Consider the following 21,818-nt stretch of genomic DNA (forward strand, 5'->3'; position numbering starts at 1 on the left):
GGCCGACCGGGCCGGGCGGCGCCGGTCAGCGGGTCTCGGTGACCTTCGCCAGCGCGCGCGGCGCGTCCGGGTCCTGGCCGCGGGCGATGGTGACCTCGTAGGCCAGCATCTGGAGCGGGATGATCTCCAGGATCGGCTGGACCTCCTCGGCGACGCCGGAGGTCGGCAGCACGAAGCCCGCGGATGCCTGGGCGACCTGCTTCTCGCTGCCGATGACGACGAGGTCGGCACCGCGACCGCGCAGCCGGTCGAGCACCGGCTGGAGCGCCTGGCCGCCCTTGCCCTCGGTGACGATGGCGATCACCGGCGATACGTTGTCGACCATGGCCAGCGGGCCGTGCAGCAGGTCGGCGCCGGAGAAGGACAGCGCCGGGATGTAGCTGGTCTCCATCAGCTTCAGCGCGGCTTCCTTGGCGGTCGGGTAGCCGTAGCCGCGCGAGGTGAGCACCAGCCGCTCGGCGAAGCGGTAGCGCGAGGCCAGCTCCTTGACCTCCGCCTGCCGGGCGAGGATGCGCTCGGCCAGCTCCGGCAGCACCTGGGCCGCCGAGCCGTCGCCACCGCGCAGGCCCTCCACGAACAGGTAGAGCGCGAGGAGTTCCGCGGTGTACGTCTTGGTCGCGGGCAGCGCCTTCTCCGGCCCGGCCAGTACGTCGATGTGGAACTCGGAGACGTCGGCGAGCGGGGAGTCGGCGTTGTTGGTGACCGCCAGCGTGATCGCGCCGGCCTCGCGCGCCGCCTCGGTGGAGGCCACCAGGTCGGGCGAGCCGCCGGACTGGCTGACGGTGATGACCAGGGTGTCACGCAGGTCGGGCTTGGCGCCGTAGGCGGTCGTGGTGGACATGGAGGTCAGACCGGCCGGCTTGCCGAGCAACACCTCGATCAGGTACTTCGCGTACAGCGCCGCGTTGTCGGAGGTGCCGCGCGCGGTGAGCAGGACGAAGCGCGGGTTGCGCGCGGCGACCTGCTCGGCGATGGCCCGGATGCGCGGCGCGCCCTCGTCGAGGATGCGGCGCAGCACCTCGGGCTGCTGGGCCATTTCGCCGGACATGATCCGGCCCGGCTGGTTGTCGAGCTGGGTCGGATTCAGGGCGGTCATGCGTGGAGCCTCCAGCTGTGTCGTTCTCGTCCGCGTCGCTCAGCGCCCGGCGTCGTTGCCGGCGATGACCTCCGCGGCTGCCCGCCCGCAGACGCGGGCCGCGCCATGGGTCGCGATGTGCGGCGCGCCGCACGGCGGGGCCTGCGGCACGCCCATCTCGACGACGATCGCGTCCGGCCGGGCGGCGAGCAGGGCGTGCAGGGCGTCGGCCATCCACGCGTGGCGGTGGACGTCGCGAACCACGATGACGATCCTACGGTCCGACGCACTGCCCAGCACATGTGCGACCAACGGGGTCAGACCACGCTCGGTCACCTCGGCCTCGCGGTACGTGCCGGTAGTGGTGCCGGGCAGCAGCCGCGCCAGTTCGGCGCCGATCCCCCACGGGGTCTCGTCGCCGACCGCGATGTTGGCGACCGGCGTGAACGCGGCGACGTACACCGGTCCGGTCGGCGGGGTGTACGGGCGCTCGCCGGTGACGCGCAGCGCCCTGCGGGCCGCCCGCAGCCCGATGTCGCCCGGCGCGACCGGCCCGGACGCGGCCCCCTCCGCCGCGTCCGGGCCGTGGTCGCGGGCCCAGGCGCCGAGCGCGCGGACCCGGCCCGCCGCCTCGGCGAGCCGTTCCTCGGCGAGGTCTCCGGCGCGTACCGCGTCGACCAGCGCGTCGCGCAGCCGCAGCACGGTCTCCTCGTCGGCCAGGCCGCCGCCCACGCAGATCGCGTCGGCGCCCGCGGCGAGCGCCAGCACGGTGCCGCGGGCGATGCCGTACGTCGCGGAGATGGCGCGCATCTCGACGCCGTCGGTGACGACCAGCCCGTCGTAGCCGAGGCCGCCCTCGCGTTCCGGCGCCCGCAGCAGTCCGGTCAGCGCGGCGGGGCTGAGGGTGGCCGGGAGCGTGGCGTCCAGCGCGGGCAGCAGGATGTGGGCGCTCATCACGGCCCGCGTCCCGGCGGCCAGCGCGGCGCGGAACGGCACGAGTTCGCGGGCGTGGAGCGTGGCGAGGTCGGCGTCGACGCGCGGCAGGGCGTGGTGGGAGTCGACCGCGGTGTCGCCGTGACCGGGGAAGTGCTTGACGCAGGCGGCGACCCCGGCGGACTGGAGGCCCTCGACGTAGGCGGCGGTGTGCCGGGCGACCAGGGCGGGATCGGCGCCGAAGGAGCGCACGCCGATGACCGGGTTGCCGGGGTCGGAGTTGACGTCGGCGGACGGCGCCCAGTCGAGCGTGACGCCGCAGGAGCGCAGCACGCGGCCGAGGTCCCGGGCGACCTCGCGGGTCAGTTCGGGGTCGTCGACGGCGCCGAGCGCGTGGTTGCCGGGGAAGGAGGAGCCGGTGCGGGCCTCCAGTCGCGTGACGTCGCCGCCCTCCTCGTCGGCGGCGACCACCACGTCGGGTGACTCGGCGCGCAGCCGAGCGGTGAGGGCGGCGACCTGCTCGGGGGTGGCGACGTTGCGGGCGAACAGCGCGACCGAGCCGAGCCCTTCGCCGAGCCTGCGCAGCACCCAGTCGGGCGCGGTGGTCCCGGTGAAGCCGGGTTGCAGGACGGCGAGCGCGTCCCGGGTGAGCGTGTCGGTGGCCGCCACCGTCATCCCTTCACCGCCCCCGCGGTGAGCCCGCCGACGGCCCGGCGCTGGAGGAAGAGGAAGACGATGATCACCGGGAGGGTGAACAGGGTGGAGGCGGCCATGGTGGCGCCCCAGTCGTCGCCGAAGTTGGTCTGGAACTGCGTCAGCCACAGCGGCAGCGTCTGGGCGCTGTTCTTGTTGAGGATCAGCACGAGCGGGAACTCGTTCCACGCGGTGATGAAGCCGAACAGCGAGGTCGCCATCAACCCGGGCGCCAGCAGCGGGAAGACGATCCGCACGAACGCCTGGAAGCGGGTGCAGCCGTCGACGAGCGCCGACTCCTCCAGTTCCTTGGGCACCGCGGCGACGAAGCCGCGCAGCGTCCAGACGGTGAAGGGCAGCACCATCATCATGTAGAAGAGGGTCAGCGGCAGCAGGCTGTCCAGCTGGTTCTGGTCGCGGACGATCATGTACACGGAGATCGTCATGACCTCCCAGGGCGCCATCTGCGCCATCATGATCACCAGGATGAACACCTTGCGCCCGCGAAAGCGCATCCGGGCCACCGCGAACGCCGCGAGCAGCGCGACCACCAGCGACAGCAGCACGGCCGAGACGGTCACGGTGAAGCTGTTGCGCACCAGCGTCCAGAAGCCCGCCGCGTGGACGGCCGCGCGGAAGTGGGCGAACGTGCCGTGGACCGGTATGAACACCGGGGTCTTGCTGATGATGTCGAGGTCCGGCTTGAAGGCCGTCGTCACCATCCAGTAGACGGGGAAGACGAAGAAGACGAACAGGACGACGGCGGTGGCGTTGGGCCAGACGCGTCCGAACAGCGAGCGCCTCACAGGTCGTCCTCCTGCTTGAGCATGATGCGGAAGTAGTACGACATCAGCGCCAGCAGGATCACGATGGTGAGCGTGGAGATCGCCGCGCCCATCCCGTAGTGCTGGTTGCCGACGCCCTCAATGAACGCGTACACCGGAAGCGTCTCGGTGGACCCCTCGGGGCCGCCCGCGTTGAGCGCGTAGACCTGGGTGAACGCCTTGAAGACCCAGATGACTTCGAGGAACGTGGTGCCCAGGAAGAAGGGCTTGAGGATCGGGAAGGTCACCGAGCCGAAGGTGCGCCAGGCGCCGGCGCCGTCCATCCGGGCCGCCTCGAACAACTCGGCGGAGATCGTGGTCAGTCCCGCGTAGAGGTTGAGCGCCACGAACGGCACCGACTGCCAGACGATCATCAAGGTGATGACGGAGAACGTCGAGAACTGGTGGCCGAACCAGTTGTACCCGGCCATCGAGTGCCAGTCGAGCTTGGCCAGGAACCAGTTGACGACGCCGTACTGCGAGTCGAACAGCCACTGGTAGACGGTGGTGCCCGCGACCACCGGCATCGCCCAGGCCAGCACCAGGCCGAGCTGGAGCACCAGCCGCATCCGCTTGCCGAGCCGGTTGAGCAGCAGGCCCACCGCGGTGCCCGCGGCCATGATCAGCGCCACGTTGGCCAGCGTGAACAGCACCGAGCGCAGCACGGTGTGCCAGAACGTGGAACTGCTCAGCTGGTCGGTGTAGTTGCTGAAGCCGGTCCACTGGGTGGTGTGCTGGATCAGCTGGAAGGCGTTGAGATCCTGGAAGGAGATGATGACGTTGCGCACCAGCGGATAGCCGAGCAGCGCGATCGTCGCCACGCACGCCGGCAGGATCAGCAGGTAGGGCGCGCTGCGGGCACCGAGACCTCTCCCGCCGCGCCGCGCGTGGTCCGCCGGTGGCGCGTCGGGCGCCCTGCCTCGCCCGGGACGCGTCCGGGCGCCTGTGGTTTGCGCCGCCATTGCGTTGTCTTCCTCCCACCGAATCCCGCGAACCGCTGGTCACCGCAGCGTGCCGTGCGGCCTACTGCTTCTGGTTGAGCCTGTTGTCGACCTCCGCGTCGGCCTTCTTGGCCGCCGCCGCGGGGTCCTGGCCCTGGAGCACGGGGGTCATGAACAAGGTGGTGATCGGGTTGGGCGCGTTCTCCACGTTGCCCCAGGTGGGGATCAGCGGAGTGGTGCCGCCGTTGGTGGCCGCCGTCGCCGAGACCGTGCCGTAGTCGTTGCCCGCGAGGTTGGAGTCGAGCGAGGTCTTGTTCGGGATGACGCCGCCCTCCTTGGCCAGCTCGCCCTCGAACTGGTCGGACAGCGCCAGCTTCAGGAAGTCCTCGGCCATCTGCGGGTTCTTGCTGTTCTGCGAGATGGCGAGGTTGGAGCCGCCGATGAAGACCTTGGCGGGGGTGGTGGCGCTCGTCCCCGGCATCGGGAAGTAGCCGACCTCGTTCTTCAGCGCCGGGTTCTTGGCGATGGCGCCCGCCGCCTCCCAGCCCAGGCCCAGGAACGCGCCGACGTCACCCTTGGCGAAGACGTCGGACTGCTGCGGGGTGGCCTCGTCCTTGTCCTTGGGCGCGGTGCCGTAGGAGTTGAGCTTCTTGTACAGGTTGATGGCGTTGGCCGCCTGCGGGCTGTCGAGGTCCGCGGTGTACTTGCCGCCGCCGTTGTCCTTGACCAGGTCGGCGCCCGCGTCCAGCAGGAAGCCGTCGAAGGCGTACCAGTCCTGCCCGGGCAGGTAGAACGCGTCCTGGGTGCCCTTGGCCTTGATCGCGGCCAGGTCCTTGAACAGGTCGTCCTGGGTCTTCGGGGTGCTGGTGATACCGGCGTTGGCCCAGATCTTCTTGTTGTAGACCACGACGCGGGTGGCGAAGTACCAGGGGGCGGCGTACTGCTTGCCCTGGTAGACCGCCGAGGCGTTCATCGACGGGGCCCAGGCGTCGCCGCCGAGCGAGGACTTGTCGCCGGACAGGTCCTTCAGGCCGCCGGTGGCGGCGTAGTACGGGGTCTGGGTGTTGCCGACCTCGAAGACGTCCGGCGGGCTGCTCTCCGACAGGGCGGTCGTCAGCTTCTGCTGGATGCCGTCCCACTGCTGGACCTTGATGTCGACCTTGGCCCCGGTGTACTGCTTCTCGAAGGCGGCCGTGATGTCCTTCGTCCACCCGGGCGGGTTGGAACCGCTCATCACCCACACGGTCAGCGTCTTGCCCTTGAACGCGTCAGGGCCGGATGCCTTGTCGCTGCTGCCCCCGCCGCCGGATCCGCATGCCGCCACGGACACGGCCATCACCGCGGCCCCCAACACGGCGATAGCCGCTCTGCGCTTGCCCATCACGTCACCCTCCGAGAGTGCCCGGGAAACCCCCCTGGTCTTTAATGGTTTAGACCAGTACCGGGGAGCTTGGCCTAGACCTTTAGGGGTGTCAAGGGTGTATAAGAGCGGCTGTGGAGTCCGTTACCGGACCGACACCTGGCCAGCGGTGGTGCGGGCCGCCCGCCGGGGCGGAACCGGCCGTGCCACCATGTGAGCCGCGATTGGACGGAGGAGCCGGTGACGGCAGCCGAGAAGGAGTCGGGAGCACAGTCCATGGAGACCGAGGGGGGCGCCGGAGCGCCGGCGGCCGCGGCGACGGACGCGCCGGAGGGCGGCACAAACGCCACCGGCACCCGCACCGCGCGCGTGCCCAAGTACTACCGGCTCAAGCGGCATCTGCTGGAGATCACCCAGACCATGCCGCCCGGCACCCCGGTGCCTCCCGAACGCACGCTGGCCGCCGAGTTCGACACCTCGCGCACCACCGTACGCCAGGCCCTCCAGGAGCTGGTGGTCGAAGGCAGGCTGGAGCGGGTGCAGGGCAAGGGCACCTTCGTGGCCAAGCCCAAGGTCGCCCAGGCGCTCCAACTGACCTCGTACACCGAGGACATGCGCGCCCAGGGACTGGAACCGGCGTCCCAGCTGCTGGACATCGGCTACGTCACCGCCGACGACCGGCTCGCCGGGCTGCTGGACATCAAGGCGGGCGGCCGGGTGCTGCGCATCGAGCGGCTGCGGCTGGCGAACGGCGAGCCGATGGCCATCGAGACCACGCACCTGTCCGCCAAGCGCTTCCCGGCCCTGCGCCGCAACCTCGCCAAGCACACCTCGCTGTACACCGCGCTCGCCGAGGTCTACGGCGTCCACCTCGCGGAGGCCGAGGAGACCATCGAGACGTCGCTGGCCACACCCCGTGAGGCGGGTCTGCTGGGCACCGACACCGGGCTGCCGATGCTGCTGCTGTCGCGCCACTCGATCGACACGACGGGCGAACCGGTGGAGTGGGTGCGGTCGGTGTACCGCGGTGACAGGTACAAGTTCGTCGCCCGACTCCAGCGGCCCGTTCCGTAGGGCGGAGCGGGCGTCGTTCCTCACGGAACGTGACCGTCTACCCGACGTCCGGCGGCTCCTCGCGGCCGACTCCTCGCCGCACCTTGCGGCTTCCCGTGGCTTCCTGCCGGTGCGGTGTCAACCCGCCTGTCCCGCATGCCCGTTCGGCGGATTCAGATCAACTTTCCGTACCGATACGCGGACGGGTGGTGACCCGGCAGCGGACACTGGCCTAGATTTCCTGCGCATCGCCGCCGACACCACGGGGAGCCGTCGCATGTCCGTGTCCGATCCGCCGTCCGCCGCCGGGCGCCGGGTGATCACCCCCAGCCGGGTGGTCGCCGGGGTCTGCCTGGCGATCCCCGTCGTCGCCACGTTGTGGGTGAGTTCGTACGCGCGGGCCACGCCCGCGTTCATCGGCATCCCGTTCTTCTACTGGTACCAGATGGCCTGGGTGATCGTCTCCGCCGTCTTCACCGCCGCCGCGTACGTGCTCGTCCGCCGCGAGGAGCGGGCCCGCAGGCGGCCGGTGTCCACGGTCGGGCCGACGAACGCCGAAGGCGACGGCGCGGGCGGCGCGGACGGCCTCAACGGGCAAGGGGGCGGCGCCTGATGCACACCGATGTCAACCACGTGAACGGTGTCACCCTCGCCGTCTTCCTGGTCTTCTTCCTCCTGGTGACCGTCCTCGGCTTCCTCGCCGCCCGCTGGCGGCGCGCCGCGAACGCGCAGCACCTGGACGAATGGGGCCTGGGCGGCCGCAGTTTCGGGACCTGGGTGACCTGGTTCCTGCTCGGCGGCGACCTGTACACCGCGTACACCTTCGTCGCCGTTCCCGCGGCGGTCTACGCGGCCGGTGCCTCCGGCTTCTTCGCCGTGCCGTACACCGTGCTGGTCTATCCACTCATCTTCTGCTTCCTGCCCCGGCTGTGGTCGGTCTCGCACCGCCACGGGTACGTCACGCCGTCGGACTTCGTGCGCGGGCGGTACGGCTCCAAGGGGCTGTCGCTGGCCGTCGCGGTCACCGGCATCCTCGCCACGATGCCGTACATCGCGCTGCAACTGGTGGGCATCCAGGCCGTGCTGGACGTGATGGGCATCGGGGGCGGCGCGCACGCCAACTGGCTGGTGCGCGACCTGCCGCTGCTGATCGCGTTCGCGGTGCTCGCCGCGTACACCTACTCGTCGGGGCTGCGGGCGCCCGCGCTGATCGCGTTCGTCAAGGACACGCTGATCTACCTGGTGATCGCGGTCGCCATCATCTACATCCCCATCAAGCTGGGCGGGTTCGGGCACGTCTTCGCGCAGGCGGGACACGCGTACGCGACCGTCAACCCGGCGACCCACAAGCCGCGCGGCGAGCTGATCAGCAGCGCCAAGAACCAGTTCGCCTACGGGACGCTGGCGCTGGGCTCCGGTCTCGCGCTGTTCATGTACCCGCACTCGGTCACCGCGACGCTCTCCAGCCGCAGCCGTGACGTGGTGCGCCGCAACACCGCCATCCTGCCGCTGTACTCGCTGATGCTGGGGCTGCTGGCGATGCTCGGGTTCATGGCGATCGCCGAGGGCGTCGGCAAGGGCGTCAAGGGCTACAACAGCCAGCTGGCGATCCCACAGTTGTTCCGCGACGTCTTCCCGTCCTGGTTCACCGGCGTCGCCTTCGCCGCGATCGGCATCGGCGCGCTGGTCCCGGCGGCGATCATGTCCATCGCGGCGGCGAACCTGTTCACCCGCAACGTCTACAAGGACCTGCTCAAGCCGGACGCCACGCCGGAGCAGGAGACGCGGATCTCGAAGCTGGTGTCGCTGGTGGTGAAGGTCGGCGCGCTGGTCTTCGTGCTCAGCATGGACAAGACGGTCGCCATCAACCTCCAGCTGCTGGGCGGCATCTGGATCCTCCAGACCTTCCCGGCGATCGTCGCGGGCCTGTTCACCCGCTGGTTCCACCGCTGGGCGCTGCTCGCCGGCTGGCTGGTCGGCATGGTGTACGGCACGTGGGCGGCGTGGACGGTCGCCAGCCCGACGCAGGCGCACTTCGGCGGCAGTTCGAAACTGGTCCCCGGCATCGGCCGCCTGGGCTACATCGGCGTCACCGCCTTCGCCCTGAACGTCGCCGTGGCCGTGGTCCTCACCCTGGTCCTGAGGGCGCTGAAGGCCCCCGAGGGCAAGGACGAGACCACGCGGGCCGACTACACGGCCGACGCCGACACCCCCCGCCTCCACAAGCCCGACCTGACCCTGGCAGCGGAATCGTAGACCACGCCCCAGCCGCGCGCCGCGCCGCCGTTCCCCGCCCCCGGGGGACGGCGGTTCCGCGTCCACGGGCCGCTTCCCGACCGTGACTTCCCCGCTCTCCCAAGGCCCACCGACTCGCGACACGACACAACATCTAGGGGTGCTCTACCTCCAAGCCACAAGATGTATGCTCGACGTGCTGTCGCCGCAGGGGAACTCCGGTGGGAATCCGGGACTGCCCCGCAACGGTGTGCGAGCGTACCTGGCCGTACGTCCGTGAGTCCGAGGACCTGCCGACAGCGCATCCTCCGGCCGGTCGGGCCGGAGTGGTGCCGAGATGTCCGGGCCTCGCGGGTTGGGCCGGTGGACGCGCCGCGGCATGCCCGTGCGCGGCCTGCCCCCTCGCGTCGCCACCGCCTACGAGGGAGACAGATCGCCGTGACCATCGCGCCCGCAGACCCCGCCTCAGCACTCGCCCCCGACGTGCCCGAAGGGCCCGGTACCGCGCTGCTGCGCACCCTGACGGAGCTGACCGCCGATCTGCCCGCCACCGACCCGGGACGGGTCGCCGCCGCCGCGCTGCGCGGCCGGCACGCCGGGTCCGACGACGCCGAACTGCGGTCGCTGGCCACCGAGGCCGCGGCCGGCCTGATCGCCGAGGACCCGCAGTACAGCCGTCTCGCCGCCCGCCTGCTGGCCCGCGCGATCGCCGAGGAGGCCGCGGGGCAGGGCGTGGTCACGTTCTCCGACTCCATCGCGACCGGCCACCGCGAGGGCCTGATCGCGGACCGCACCGCCGACTTCACCGCCGCGCACGCCGCCCGCCTGGACGCCGCGATCGACCCCGAGGGCGACGACCGCTTCGGCTACTTCGGCCTGCGCACCCTGCACAGCCGCTACCTCCTGCGTCACCCGTTGACCCGTCAGGTCGTCGAGACGCCGCAGCAGTTCATGCTGCGGGTGGCCTGCGGCCTGGCCGAGGACGACTCGCGCCGGGCGCTGGACGACGTGCTGTCGCTGTACACGCTGATGAGCCGCCTGGACTACCTGCCCAGCTCCCCGACGCTGTTCAACTCCGGCACCCGCCACCCGCAGATGTCCTCCTGCTACCTGCTGGACTCCCCCCTCGACCAGCTCGACTCGATCTACCAGCGCTACCACCAGGTGGCGCGGCTGTCGAAGCACGCGGGCGGCATCGGCCTGCCGTACTCCCGCATCCGTTCGCGCGGTTCGCTGATCCGCGGCACCAACGGGCACTCCAACGGCATCGTGCCGTTCCTGCGCACCCTCGACTCCTCCGTCGCCGCCGTCAACCAGGGCGGCCGCCGCAAGGGCGCGGCCTGCGTCTACCTGGAGACCTGGCACGCGGACATCGAGGAGTTCCTGGAACTGCGCGACAACACCGGCGAGGAGGCCCGGCGCACCCACAACCTCAACCTCGCGCACTGGATCCCCGACGAGTTCATGCGCCGCGTGGAGTCCGACGGGCCGTGGTCGCTGTTCTCCCCCGCCGACGTCCCGCACCTGGTCGACCTGTGGGGCGACGAGTTCGACGCCGCGTACCGCGTGGCGGAGGCGGAGGGCCTGGCGGTGCGGACCGTTCCCGCGCGGCAGTTGTACGCCCGCATGATGCGCACCCTCGCGCAGACCGGCAACGGCTGGATGACCTTCAAGGACGCCTCCAACCGCACCGCCAACCAGACCGCCGAGCCGGGCCGGGTCGTGCACTCGTCCAACCTGTGCACGGAGATCCTGGAGGTCACCGACGACGGCGAGACCGCGGTGTGCAACCTCGGCTCGGTCAACCTCGCCGCGCACCTCGGCGTGGACGGCGAGATGGACTGGGAGCGGCTGGACGCCACCGTGCGCACCGCCGTGACCTTCCTGGACCGCGTGGTCGACATCAACTTCTACCCGACCGACGAGGCCGCCACCTCCAACTCCCGCTGGCGGCCGGTGGGTCTGGGCGTGATGGGCCTGCAGGACGTCTTCTTCCGGCTGCGGCTGCCGTTCGACTCGGACGCGGCCCGGGCGCTGTCCACCCGCATCGCCGAGCGCATCATGCTCGCCGCCTACGAGGCCTCCGCCGACCTGGCGGAACGTCACGGCCCGCTGCCGGCCTGGAGCGAGACCCGGGCGGCGCGCGGCGTGCTGCACCCCGACCACTACCCGGACGTGGCCCGCACCTGGCCGGAGCGCTGGGACGCGCTGCGCGAGCGGATCGCCGCGACCGGCATGCGCAACTCGCTGCTGCTGGCGATCGCCCCGACCGCCACCATCGCCTCGATCGCGGGCGTCTACGAGTGCATCGAGCCGCAGGTCTCCAACCTCTTCAAGCGCGAGACGCTCAGCGGTGAGTTCCTCCAGGTCAACGCGTACCTGGTGGAGGAGCTGAAGACGCTGGGCGTGTGGGACGGGCAGACCCGCGAGGCGCTGCGCGAGTCCAACGGCTCGGTGCAGGACCTGAACTGGATCCCGAAGGACGTGCGCGAGCTGTACCGCACGGCGTGGGAGCTGCCGCAGCGCGGGCTGATCGACATGGCCGCCGAGCGCACCGCGTACCTCGACCAGAGCCAGTCGCTCAACCTCTTCATGGCGTCGCCCACCATCGGCAAGCTCAGCTCGATGTACGCCTACGCCTGGAAGAAGGGCCTGAAGACCACGTACTACCTGCGGTCGCGCCCGGCGACCCGGATCGCCCGCGCCGCGAGCGGTGCGACGGCCACCGCCGCCGTCCCCGCCCAGCAGACCACCGAGGCCGACGCCGTGGCCTGCTCCCTTGAGAACCCCGAGTCCTGCGAGGCCTGCCAGTAATGTCCACCCCGACCACGCCGACCACGCCGACCACGACCCCGGACGCGAGCGAGAACGCGAACGCGGCCAGGACCACGAAGAACCTGCTGGACCCGGGCTTCGAGCTGACGCTGCGGCCGATGCGCTACCCGGACTTCTACGAGCACTACCGCAACGCGATCAAGAACACCTGGACGGTGGAGGAGGTCGACCTCCACTCCGACGTCGCCGACCTGGCCAAGCTCTCCCCCGGCGAGCAGCACCTGATCGGCCGGCTGGTCGCGTTCTTCGCCACCGGTGACTCGATCGTGTCGAACAACCTGGTGCTCACCCTCTACAAGCACATCAACTCCCCCGAGGCGCGGCTGTACTTGTCGCGGCAGCTGTTCGAGGAGGCCGTGCACGTCCAGTTCTACCTGACGCTGCTCGACACCTACCTGCCCGACCACGACGACCGGGCGGCGGCGTTCGCGGCGGTGGAGAACATCCCGTCGATCCGCGAGAAGGCGCAGTTCTGCTTCAAGTGGATGGACTCGGTGGAGAAGCTGGACCGCCTGGAGACCAGGGCGGACCGGCGGCGCTTCCTGCTGAACCTGATCTGCTTCGCGGCGTGCATCGAGGGCCTGTTCTTCTACGGCGCGTTCGCCTACGTCTACTGGTTCCGCTCGCGCGGTCTGCTGCACGGCCTGGCGACCGGCACCAACTGGGTGTTCCGCGACGAGTCGATGCACATGGACTTCGCCTTCCAGGTGGTCGACACCGTGCGCCAGGAGGAGCCGGACCTGTTCGACGAGGAGATGGGCCGGCAGGTCACCGCGATGCTGGAGGAGGCCGTCGAGGCCGAGCTGCAGTTCGCCCGCGACCTGTGCGGTGACGGCCTGGCGGGCATGAACACCGACTCGATGCGCGAGTACCTGGAGGCGGTCGCCGACCAGCGCCTGGCCCGGCTCGGCCTGCCGGTGCGCTACGGCTCGACCAACCCGTTCTCGTTCATGGAGCTGCAGAACGTCCAGGAGCTGACCAACTTCTTCGAGCGCCGTGCCTCCGCCTACCAGGTGGCGGTCGAGGGCTCGGTCTCCTTCGACGACGACTTCTAGGAACGCCGGTTCCAGGAGCCGCCGAACGCCCGGCTGAACGCCGAAGTGCCCCGGAAGGACAGCCTTCCGGGGCACTTCGGCGTTTTCGCGCGGCGCGGCGTCAGTCGTTGGGGACCGTCTCGTAGCGCGGGGTCTTCTCGGCCATCTGCTGGAGCGCGTCCTTGCGTTCGCGCTTGGAGAGGCGGTCGAGGTAGAGGTGACCGTTCAGGTGGTCGGTCTCGTGCTGGAGGCAGCGGGCGAAGTAGCCGCGGCCGTGGACGGCGATCGGCTCGCCGTGCAGGTCCTGGCCGCGCACGATCGCGTAGTCCGGGCGGGCCAGTTCCATGTAGGGGCCGGGCACCGACAGGCAGCCCTCGTTGGCGACGTCCAGCACCCGCTGGTCGGCGGGGAGTTCGTCGAGCACCGGGTTGACGACGTGGCCGACGTGCCGCACGCCCTCCTCCTCGTCGGGGCAGTCGTAGACGAAGACCCGGGCGTCCACACCGATCTGGTTGGCGGCCAGGCCGACGCCGCTGGCGGCGCGCTGGCTGGCGAACATGTCGTCGACGAGGGCGGCGAGCTTGTCGTCGAACTCGGTGACCGTGGCGCACGGCTTGTGCAGCACGGGGTTGCCGACGACGGTGATCGGGCGCACCGTGCCGCGCTCCCGGTGCGCCGCCTCCCGCTGCTCGGCGTCCACCGTGTCGTCGGTGAACTCCGACACCTGAGCGGTCTGCTCCTGCTGGGTCATGGTCTGCCGTACGCCTTCCCTGAACATCGTGGTGATCGAGGCCGATCCGTGGATCCGCCTGCCAAGGGTACGGCCTCGGACCAGGGGCTAGCAGACCTCTTCGAGATCACGCCAGTCCCGGCTGTCCGGGCTGTCGGCGACCCAGCCGTCCAGCAGCCCGCGCACCAGACCGGCCGGGGCGGCGATCCCGCACTCGCGCTCCGGCACCCACAGGGCGCCCTCGCTGCGGTGCGACAGGTGGGAGAGGTGGCCGGGGTGACCGGGTTCACCGTGGTCATGCGGGTCGCGGGTGGCGGCCGAGCCGTCGTCGGTGGGCATCCGGGACTCCGAACAGGTACGGCACAGCAGCCGCACGGACGACGACCAGTCCTCCGCCGCGTACCCGGCGTCGGCCGCGAGGCGCTCCAGCGCGTCCCGGTCGGCCTCGGTGGCCGCCTCCAGCAGCACCAGCCAGGTCGGCACCGGCGAGGGCGCCCACAGCTCGATCTCGTCGAAGACCGGGAAGGTGCCGCCGTCCGGCGCGACGCGCTCGCCGTGCGGAACGCCGTCGTGCAGCACCACCTCGCCCCAGCGGCGCCCCGAGGACGGCAGCGGGATGCTCAGGACCTCCAGGCGGGCCGGGTCCAGCCTGCGGCCCCAGACCACCTCGGCCTCGCCCTCCGGCGACAGCCGCACCGCCGCGCTGCCCAGCGCCATGGTCACCGGGGCGTCCGGGGGCGCCCCGGCCTCGCCGGCCGGCATCCGCAGCCCGTACGCCTGCCAGGCACGGCGGGCCAGCGGCCAGTCCTGCAGGGCGGTGGCGGCGATGCCGATGTTCCACCAGTCGGGGGCGCCGGAGTCGCGGTCCAGCAGGGCGACGGCGCGCAGCCCGGCGGAGCGGGCCTGCTCCCAGTCGTGCCGGAACTTGTGCAGCAGGGCCAGGTTGTACCAGGACTCGGGCAGCCAGGGCTCCAGGTCGGCGGCGCGGGTGAGCAGCGCGCCGGCGTCCTCGTAACGCCCGTCGTCGATCAGCGTGAAGGCACGGTCGGTGGCCTGCCGCCACGTGGTGGAGGGCCGGTGCCGCACTCTGCCGAAGATCCTCACGATTCCCGCCTGCTGCCGGTTGCTGGTCTGGGTCTGTTGCACGCCTGGTGCGCGGGGCCCCGAGCCTGGTGGTCTCGGCCGGCCCGGGCCCGGCGGGCTCAGCCGATGACGGCCAGGACGTCGCCTTCCTGCACCACGTCGCCCTCCGCCACCTTGAGTTCCGCGACGACGCCCGTCGACTCGGCGAGCACCGGGATCTCCATCTTCATCGACTCCAGAATCACCAAGGTGTCGCCTTCCGTCAGGGCATCGCCCTCATGAGCGACAACCTTCCATACATTGGCCACCATTTCCGCCTGGATTTCGGTGCTCACCACTCCTCCTTGCCAGCCGGCGGGGGCGTCAACCCCTCCCCTGGTGCGCATCCAACCACGACGGCACGGAACCTCGCTCATTACCGACCGGTTCGCCCCTTACGGGGAGTTTTCTCGCCCGTTCAGGTACGTCTACGGGCGTGGCACGCCACCGAACGCGTATGCGGCGTCGTATGGCGGGCCACGCCCGTCGGAAAGGGTGATCGTGTGACCGGCGTCGCCGGTGTGATGAGCGGTGCCCATGTGAGGGAGGCTGCCCACGTGAGGGGCGGTGTGCGTGGGGTGTGCGTGCGGCGCTCACGGTGTGCGTGCGTGGGGCGCTCACCGGACGCCTCAGGCCGGTTCGCTCCCGGCCTTCGAGGCCTTCGCGGGCTCCGAGCCCTTCGCCGCCTTCGCCGCGGGCTCCGAGGGCTTCGCGGGGCCCCCGGACGCCTCGTCCCGGTCCCGGTCCCGGGACGCCTCGGCCTCCGGCCGGATCTCCCCGGCGCGGATCATCTCGATCCGGCCCAGCACCTTCGAGCGCAGGTCGCCGGGCACGTCGTCATGCCCGCAGCAGCGCTTGACCAGCTTCTTCACGGCCTGCTCCAGGCCGTACTTCTCCAGGCACGGGTTGCACTCGCCGAAGTGCTCCTCGAACTTGGTGGTCTCACCCTCGGACATCTCGTGGTCGAGGTACTCGTAGAGGTGGTCGAGGACCTCGGAGCAGTCCGTCTCGTGCGGATCGCCGCAGCTCATGTGTCCGAGCCTTTCGCTTCGTGCGACTCGCCCGCGCCCGGGGCCCCGGCCCCCGCGGGAACGAGCCCGCGCTCACGCGCGTAGTCCTCCAGCAGACCGCGCAACTGCCGCCGTCCACGGTGCAGGCGGGACATCACCGTGCCGATGGGTGTCCCCATGATGTCGGCGATCTCCTTGTAGGCAAAGCCCTCGACGTCGGCGAGGTAGACCGCGATGCGGAACTCCTCGGGGATCGACTGGAGCGCCGTCTTCACGTCGGAGTCCGGCAGGTGGTCCAGGGCCTGCGACTCGGCGGAGCGCAGTCCCGTCGACATGTGCGACTCGGCCCGCGCCAGCTGCCAGTCCTCGATCTCCTCCGTGCCGCTGCGCTGCGGTTCACGCTGCTTCTTGCGGTAGGAGTTGATGAAGGTGTTGGTGAGGATGCGGTAGAGCCACGCCTTGAGGTTGGTGCCCTCACGGAACTGGTGGAAGGACGCGTACGCCTTGGCGTACATCTCCTGCACCAGGTCCTCGGCGTCGGCCGGGTTGCGCGTCATGCGCAGGGCGGCCGAGTACATCTGGTCGAGGTAGGACAGCGCGTCCCGCTCGAAGCGCGCGCTGCGCTCCTGCGGGCTCTCGGATTCGGGGCGGGGCTGCGGCTGCCCGCCCGTCGTTCCGTTGTCGGTCCCTGTGACCGGACCCACCTCCTCCACCACCGTGGCGAGGCCGCCTCGTGCGACGACGCCCGATTGGGAGAATATCCCGGACGACTCGGCGCTGCCGGACGTGCCCGAAGTGGTCCCCCACTGCGGCCACGACAGGTAGGGGGCCTGGGAGCGGGCCTGGCACGCGAGTGAACCCATGCGCTGCCTTCCTCGAACGAGCGGGTACCTACGCGGTCCGGCGCACCGCCGCCGCGTACTGTCGCCTCGCACAACACGACGGCCCGCCCAGTCATTCCCGCGCCGGCGCGCGCCCCCCGTACGCGTAAGCCGCTACCCCTTGAGCGTGGCCGCCAGCCAGTCCCCGACCGTGTCCGTCAGCAGCGTCAGGGCCGCCTCCTGGGTGAGCGGGGCCCGCTTGGGCACCGCGAAGCCGTGGTCGCCGTACGGCACCTCGACGGGGGCCACCCCGGGCGGGAACTCCTCGGGACGTCCGAACGGGTCACGTCCGCCCTGCACCACCAGCGTCGGCACCCCGGCACCCAGCAGCTCGTCGGCCCGGGACTTCTCCGGCTTGCCAACAGGGGAGGCGGCGCGCAGCGCCTCGGTTGAGGGTGGTGGCGGGCGACGGGCGGGCGGATGCAGCGGGAAGGACAACGCGACCACGGCCGCCGCGCCCAGGTCCTTCGCGGTGCGGCAGGCGACCCTGGCCCCGGCGCTGCGGCCCGAGGCGGCCACCGGGAGCCCCTCGCGGGCCAGCGCGGGCCACAACGCGGTCCATGCCGCGTCCAGCGTCCTCGGCGCCGGCGCGAGCTTCTTGCCTGCGACCCGCCACGGCTGCTCGACCAGGGCCACGGTGATCCCCAGCGGCGGCAGCGCGGCGGCCAGCGCCACCAGGTCGCGCGCCTCGATCCCGCCCCCGGCACCGTGCCCGGCTGCCAGCACCGCGTACGGTGCGGCCGCCCGGTGCCAGGTGATCCGGGCCTCGCCCGGCGGTGTGACGACCGTCTCGCGCCCGGTCGGCGAAGGAGCGTGCTCGCGCTCGCCCGGGACGGCGTCCTCGCGGTCCTCGCCCTCGGTCAAAACAGCGTCGCCTCCTCGGGCGCGGGCAGCGGCTGGAGCAGTTCGGGGCCGTTGTTGCGCACGTCACTGACCCCGGTGGTCACAGGGTAGGCGCGCACGGTCCCGGCGGGCGGCGGGACGAGCAGGGCGCGCGTCTCCTCCTCGCCGGTGCGGGAGGGGTCGAGCCAGGCGTCCCAGCGGTCGGGGGTGACGATCAGCGGCATGCGGGGGTGTATGTCGGCGAGCGCCGCCGGGCCGCCCTCGTGGGTCTGGCCGGCGAGCGGTTCGGTGTCCGCCTCGGTGGTGATCACCGCGCACGTCACCCGCCAGGCGTCCGGGTGGTCCGGCGGGAGCGCGGGGTCGCGCCAGAACTCGTAGAGCCCGGCGAACGCCATGACCCCGCCGTCGGCCGGGGTGACGAAGTAGGGCTGCTTGCGCGGGCGTTTGCGCCTGCCCTGCTCCTCCAGCTGCCGTTCCTCGGCGCCGGTCATCCACTCGTAGTAGCCGTCGGCGGGCAGCAGGCAGCGGCGGGCGGCGAACGCCCGCCGGTAGGACGGCTTCTCGTGGACGGTCTCGGCCCGCGCGTTGATCATGCGGGCGGCGCCCTCGGGCGAGGTGGCGAACGGCGGCACGAGCCCCCAGCGCAGCACCCTCAACTGCCGTACCGGACGCGGCGACCCGGAGCCCTTCTCGGGGCGGTCCAGGACCGCGTACACGCGTTTGGTCGGCGCGACGTTCCAGTCCGGCGCCAACTCCTCGGCGGGATCGAGGTGTTCCACCCCGAACCGCTCGGCCAGTTCCCCCGGTTCTCGGCTCGCCGCGTATCGCCCGCACATGGGTGCAACACTGCCACGGCGTTGCGGGCGGCGGCACCATGCCCCGGCTCCACACGTTGCAAGGGCGTCGTTCTTCTCAGGGGAGCCATGGACATCAAGAACATCAGCGACGTGTGGGACCGGGTCGTGGGAACGCAGCCGCACCCGGCGGCCTGGCTGGTCGGGGTGACCGGTGTGGTCGCGCTCGCCGCCGTGCTGCCGCGCGGCGTCTGGCACGTCACCCGCAACGCGGTCACCATCGCGCACGAGGGCGGCCACGGGCTGGTGGCGCTGCTGAGCGGGCGCAGCCTGGAGGGCATCCGGCTGCACTCCGACACCTCGGGGCTGACCGTCTCGCGGGGCAAGCCGCACGGCATCGGCATGGTGCTGACCGCCGCCGCGGGCTACACCGCGCCGTCCCTGATAGGCCTGCTCGGCGCCTGGCTGCTGGCCGCGGGGCACATCACCGCGCTGCTGTGGGGGGCGGTGGCGCTGCTGGCCGCGATGCTGGTGATGATCCGCAACGCCTACGGGGTGCTGACGGTGGTGGTCGCGGGCGGCGCGTTCTTCCTGGTCTCCTGGCTGACGGGGGCGACGACGCAGGCCGCGTTCGGGTATCTGGCGGTGTGGTTCCTGCTGCTGGGCGGGGTGCGGCCGGTGGTCGAGCTCCAGGGCAAGCGGCGTTACGGGCAGGCGCCGGACTCCGATGCCGACCAGCTCGCCCGGCTGACCAACGTGCCGGCGGCGATGTGGCTGGTGCTGTTCTACGCGGTCGCGCTGTGCGCGCTGCTGGGCGGCGGCCGGTGGCTGCTGGGGGTGTGAACCGGTGGGCGGGGCGCGCTGCCGGAGCGTGCACGCGGCGTGACCGCCGGGGCGCAACCACTGCATGGCCGCCGGGGCGTGAACGCGGGCGCGTTCGGAGCCGCGTACGCGGACGGGTGACCGTAGGCTCATACCAAGTCGTTGTTTCCGGCGGATTTCGACCGATCCGGTCACGATTCGCCGCCACGCGAAGCCACTAGAGTTGCTTCCCATGACCGAGAACCCCGCGCACACCGACCTTTGGCCCGCACCGACCGCATCCGGCGCTGTCGACGCGGTCGTCACCGTGCCCGGGTCCAAGTCGGTCACCAACCGGGGCCTGGTGCTCGCCGCCCTGGCCTCCGAGCCGGGCTGGCTGCGCCGCCCGCTGCGCAGCCGCGACACCCTGCTGATGGCGGACGCGCTGCGCGCCATGGGCGTCGGCATCGAGGCGCTGCCCAACAGTGCCTCCGGCGCGGCCGCGAGCACCGGCGGCGAGGCCTGGCGGGTCATCCCGGCCGGGCTGTACGGGCCCGCCCGGGTCGACGTGGGCAACGCGGGCACCGTGATGCGCTTCCTGCCCCCGGTGGCGGCGCTGGCGGACGGGCCGGTGCGCTTCGACGGCGACCCGCGCAGCCACGAACGCCCGCTGCACGGCGTCATCGACGCGCTGCGCGCGCTGGGCGCCCGGATCGACGACGAGGGCCGCGGCGCGCTGCCGCTGACGGTGCACGGCGGCGGTTCGCTCACCGGTGGCCGGGTGGAGGTGGACGCCTCCTCCTCGTCGCAGTTCGTCAGCGCGCTGCTGCTGTCCTCGCCGCGCTTCAACCAGGGCGTGGAGCTGCGGCACACCGGCGCCACCCTGCCGTCGCTGCCGCACATCCGGATGACGGTGGACATGCTGCGGATGGCCGGGGCCAAGGTGGACTCCCCCGAGGGCGGCGGCGAGCCGAACGTGTGGCGGGTGGCGCCCAGCGCGCTGCTCGGCCGCGACCTGACCGTGGAGCCGGACCTGTCCAACGCGGCGCCGTTCCTGGCCGCCGCGCTGGTCACCGGCGGCCGGGTCACCGTTCCCGACTGGCCGGAGCGCACCACGCAGCCGGGCGACGCGCTGCGCGAGATCTTCACCCGGATGGGTGGCACGTACGCGTTGGACGAACGCGGACTGACCTTCACCGGCACCGGCCGCGTCCACGGCATCGACGCCGACCTGCACGAGGTGGGCGAGCTGACCCCGGTGATCGCGGCGGTCGCGGCGCTGGCCGACTCGGAGTCCGAACTGCGCGGCATCGCGCACCTGCGGCTGCACGAGACCGACCGGCTCGCGGCGCTGGCCAAGGAACTGGGCGAGCTGGGCGGCGACGTCACCGAGACCGCCGACGGCCTGCGCATCCGCCCCCGCCCGCTGCACGGCGGCGTCTTCCACACCTACGAGGACCACCGGCTGGCGACCGCCGCCGCGGTGCTGGGCCTGATCGTGGACGGCGTCGAGGTGGAGAACGTGGCGACCACCGCCAAGACGCTGCCGGACTTCCCCGAGCTGTGGACCGGGATGCTCGCGGCGCGCGGTGACGCGCTCGCCGGCCGGGAAGCCTGACCCCCCGCCATGCGGCGCTACGGCAAGGACGCCGACGAGGACGACGTGCGGGTGCGCCCGGGCCGCAAGGGCACCCGCCCGCGCACCCGTATCCGCCCCAAGCACGAGGACGCCGCCGAGGGCCTCGTGCTCACCGTGGACCGGGGCCGGATCACCTGCCTGGTCGAGGACCGCCACATCACCGCGATGAAGGCCCGCGAGCTGGGCCGCAAGGGCATCGCGGTCGGCGACCGGGTGGACATCGTCGGCGACCTGTCGGGCGACAAGGACACGCTGGCGCGGATCGTGCGGGTCAAGGAGCGCAGTTCGGTGCTGCGCCGCACCGCCGACGACGACGATCCGTACGAGCGGGTGGTGGTGGCCAACGCCGACCAGCTGGCGATCGTGACCGCGCTGGCCGATCCGGAGCCGCGCCCGCGCCTGATCGACCGCTGCCTGGTGGCCGCCTACGACGCCGGGCTGGAGCCGCTGCTGGTGCTGACGAAGGCCGATCTGGCGCCCGCGGAACCGCTGTTGGAGACGTACGCGCCGCTGGGCGTGCCGTATGTCGTCACCAGTCGTGAGGAGCTGACCGGGGACGCGCTGGCCGCGGTCCGCGAGCGGCTGGCAGGCCGGGTGACCGCCTGCGTCGGCCACAGCGGCGTGGGCAAGACGACCCTGGTCAACGCGCTGGTCCCGGAGCACGCGCGGGCCACCGGGCACGTCAACGCGGTCACCGGACGCGGCCGGCACACCACGACGTCGGCGCTCGCGCTGCCGCTGCCGGACGGCGAGGGCTGGGTCATCGACACCCCGGGCGTGCGCTCGTTCGGCCTGCACCACGTCGATCCGTCCCGCGTCATCCACGCCTTCCCCGACCTGGAGCCGGGCACCGCCGAGTGCCCGAGGGCGTGCAGCCACGACGAGCCGGACTGCGCGCTGGACGCCTGGGTCGAGGCGGGGCACGCCGAGCCCGCCCGGCTGTACTCGCTGCGGCGGCTGCTGGCGACCCGGGAGCGCCGCGAGGGCGACTGAGGCGGGGCGCCGGGCGTGCGCG

General features: G+C 71.8%; 20 protein-coding genes and 1 riboswitch. Of the genes, 8 read left to right on the forward strand and 12 right to left on the reverse strand.

Annotated elements, in window-relative coordinates:
* Positions 1–25 precede the first annotated feature (25 nt).
* From K7472_RS25755 to K7472_RS25775, 5 genes are all read right to left on the reverse strand, one after another.
* Positions 26–1,096, reverse strand: a complete 1,071-nt coding sequence (locus tag K7472_RS25755; RefSeq protein ID WP_222980946.1) for an SIS domain-containing protein — start codon at positions 1,094–1,096, stop codon at positions 26–28.
* 39 nt (positions 1,097–1,135) lie between these two features.
* Positions 1,136–2,683: a glycoside hydrolase family 3 protein gene (locus tag K7472_RS25760; RefSeq protein WP_222980947.1), complete on the reverse strand. Its 1,548-nt coding sequence runs from the start codon at positions 2,681–2,683 to the stop codon at positions 1,136–1,138.
* A complete protein-coding gene (locus tag K7472_RS25765; protein WP_222980948.1) occupies positions 2,680–3,507 on the reverse strand; it encodes a carbohydrate ABC transporter permease in 828 nt (275 codons plus the stop codon). Before K7472_RS25765 ends, K7472_RS25760 begins: the two co-directional genes overlap by 4 nt.
* Positions 3,504–4,487 carry a carbohydrate ABC transporter permease gene (locus K7472_RS25770; RefSeq protein ID WP_222980949.1) on the reverse strand — a complete coding sequence of 328 codons (984 nt, stop codon included), beginning with the start codon at positions 4,485–4,487 and terminating at the stop codon, positions 3,504–3,506. Before K7472_RS25770 ends, K7472_RS25765 begins: the two co-directional genes overlap by 4 nt.
* A 61-nt stretch (positions 4,488–4,548) precedes the next feature.
* Positions 4,549–5,847 (reverse strand): extracellular solute-binding protein, encoded by a 1,299-nt coding sequence (locus K7472_RS25775; RefSeq protein WP_252396234.1) that lies wholly within the window; start codon positions 5,845–5,847, stop codon positions 4,549–4,551.
* A 255-nt stretch (positions 5,848–6,102) separates the two neighbouring features.
* Between K7472_RS25775 and K7472_RS25780 the strand changes: the two genes are divergently transcribed.
* The 5 genes from K7472_RS25780 (at position 6,103) to K7472_RS25800 (ending at position 13,004) form a co-directional block, all read left to right on the forward strand.
* Positions 6,103–6,900 carry a GntR family transcriptional regulator gene (locus K7472_RS25780; RefSeq protein WP_222980990.1) on the forward strand — a complete coding sequence of 266 codons (798 nt, stop codon included), beginning with the start codon at positions 6,103–6,105 and terminating at the stop codon, positions 6,898–6,900.
* Between the two features lie 256 nt (positions 6,901–7,156).
* Positions 7,157–7,492, forward strand: a complete 336-nt coding sequence (locus tag K7472_RS25785) for a DUF3311 domain-containing protein (RefSeq protein ID WP_222980950.1) — start codon at positions 7,157–7,159, stop codon at positions 7,490–7,492.
* Positions 7,492–9,135 (forward strand): monocarboxylate uptake permease MctP, encoded by a 1,644-nt coding sequence (gene mctP / locus K7472_RS25790; RefSeq protein WP_222980951.1) that lies wholly within the window; start codon positions 7,492–7,494, stop codon positions 9,133–9,135. Before K7472_RS25785 ends, mctP begins: the two co-directional genes overlap by 1 nt.
* A 165-nt stretch (positions 9,136–9,300) precedes the next feature.
* A riboswitch (cobalamin riboswitch) is annotated at positions 9,301–9,426 on the forward strand.
* A 126-nt stretch (positions 9,427–9,552) separates the two neighbouring features.
* Positions 9,553–11,928 carry a ribonucleoside-diphosphate reductase subunit alpha gene (locus K7472_RS25795; protein ID WP_222980952.1) on the forward strand — a complete coding sequence of 792 codons (2,376 nt, stop codon included), beginning with the start codon at positions 9,553–9,555 and terminating at the stop codon, positions 11,926–11,928.
* The gene (locus K7472_RS25800; RefSeq protein ID WP_372458066.1) at positions 11,928–13,004 is read left to right on the forward strand and encodes a ribonucleotide-diphosphate reductase subunit beta; all 1,077 of its coding nucleotides are present in this window, start codon (positions 11,928–11,930) and stop codon (positions 13,002–13,004) included. The genes K7472_RS25795 and K7472_RS25800 overlap by 1 nt, the downstream gene beginning before the upstream one ends.
* A 100-nt stretch (positions 13,005–13,104) precedes the next feature.
* On the opposite strand, the gene def is transcribed toward K7472_RS25800, so the two are convergent.
* The 7 genes from def to K7472_RS25835 all read right to left on the reverse strand — a co-directional run bounded on the left by def (position 13,105) and on the right by K7472_RS25835 (position 18,405).
* Entirely contained in the window at positions 13,105–13,734 is a 630-nt protein-coding gene (def, locus tag K7472_RS25805) for a peptide deformylase (protein ID WP_222980953.1), read from the reverse strand.
* A gap of 87 nt (positions 13,735–13,821) precedes the next feature.
* Positions 13,822–14,817 carry a tetratricopeptide repeat protein gene (locus K7472_RS25810; RefSeq protein WP_222980992.1) on the reverse strand — a complete coding sequence of 332 codons (996 nt, stop codon included), beginning with the start codon at positions 14,815–14,817 and terminating at the stop codon, positions 13,822–13,824.
* A 98-nt stretch (positions 14,818–14,915) separates the two neighbouring features.
* Entirely contained in the window at positions 14,916–15,131 is a 216-nt protein-coding gene (locus K7472_RS25815) for a biotin/lipoyl-binding carrier protein (RefSeq protein WP_109451991.1), read from the reverse strand.
* A 333-nt stretch (positions 15,132–15,464) separates the two neighbouring features.
* Complete coding sequence (gene rsrA / locus K7472_RS25820; RefSeq protein WP_222980954.1) at positions 15,465–15,866, reverse strand: mycothiol system anti-sigma-R factor; 402 nt, start codon at positions 15,864–15,866, stop codon at positions 15,465–15,467.
* Complete coding sequence (locus K7472_RS25825) at positions 15,863–16,549, reverse strand: sigma-70 family RNA polymerase sigma factor (protein WP_222980993.1); 687 nt, start codon at positions 16,547–16,549, stop codon at positions 15,863–15,865. Before K7472_RS25825 ends, rsrA begins: the two co-directional genes overlap by 4 nt.
* A gap of 291 nt (positions 16,550–16,840) precedes the next feature.
* On the reverse strand, positions 16,841–17,485 hold the full coding sequence (locus K7472_RS25830; protein WP_222980994.1) for an alpha/beta hydrolase family protein: 645 nt from the start codon (positions 17,483–17,485) through the stop codon (positions 16,841–16,843).
* A gap of 101 nt (positions 17,486–17,586) precedes the next feature.
* Positions 17,587–18,405, reverse strand: coding sequence for an SOS response-associated peptidase (locus tag K7472_RS25835; protein ID WP_222980955.1), 819 nt, complete (start codon positions 18,403–18,405; stop codon positions 17,587–17,589).
* 87 nt (positions 18,406–18,492) lie between these two features.
* Between K7472_RS25835 and K7472_RS25840 the strand changes: the two genes are divergently transcribed.
* The 3 genes from K7472_RS25840 (at position 18,493) to rsgA (ending at position 21,796) form a co-directional block, all read left to right on the forward strand.
* Entirely contained in the window at positions 18,493–19,206 is a 714-nt protein-coding gene (locus K7472_RS25840) for a M50 family metallopeptidase (RefSeq protein ID WP_222980956.1), read from the forward strand.
* Positions 19,207–19,417: 211 nt separating this feature from the next.
* Positions 19,418–20,782, forward strand: a complete 1,365-nt coding sequence (gene aroA / locus K7472_RS25845; protein WP_222980957.1) for a 3-phosphoshikimate 1-carboxyvinyltransferase — start codon at positions 19,418–19,420, stop codon at positions 20,780–20,782.
* 9 nt (positions 20,783–20,791) lie between these two features.
* The gene (gene rsgA / locus K7472_RS25850) at positions 20,792–21,796 is read left to right on the forward strand and encodes a ribosome small subunit-dependent GTPase A (protein WP_222980958.1); all 1,005 of its coding nucleotides are present in this window, start codon (positions 20,792–20,794) and stop codon (positions 21,794–21,796) included.
* Positions 21,797–21,818 lie beyond the last annotated feature (22 nt).

The sequence above is a fragment of the Streptantibioticus parmotrematis genome (genome assembly GCF_019890615.1).
In the GTDB taxonomy this organism is placed as follows: Bacteria; Actinomycetota; Actinomycetes; order Streptomycetales; family Streptomycetaceae; genus Streptantibioticus_D; species Streptantibioticus_D parmotrematis.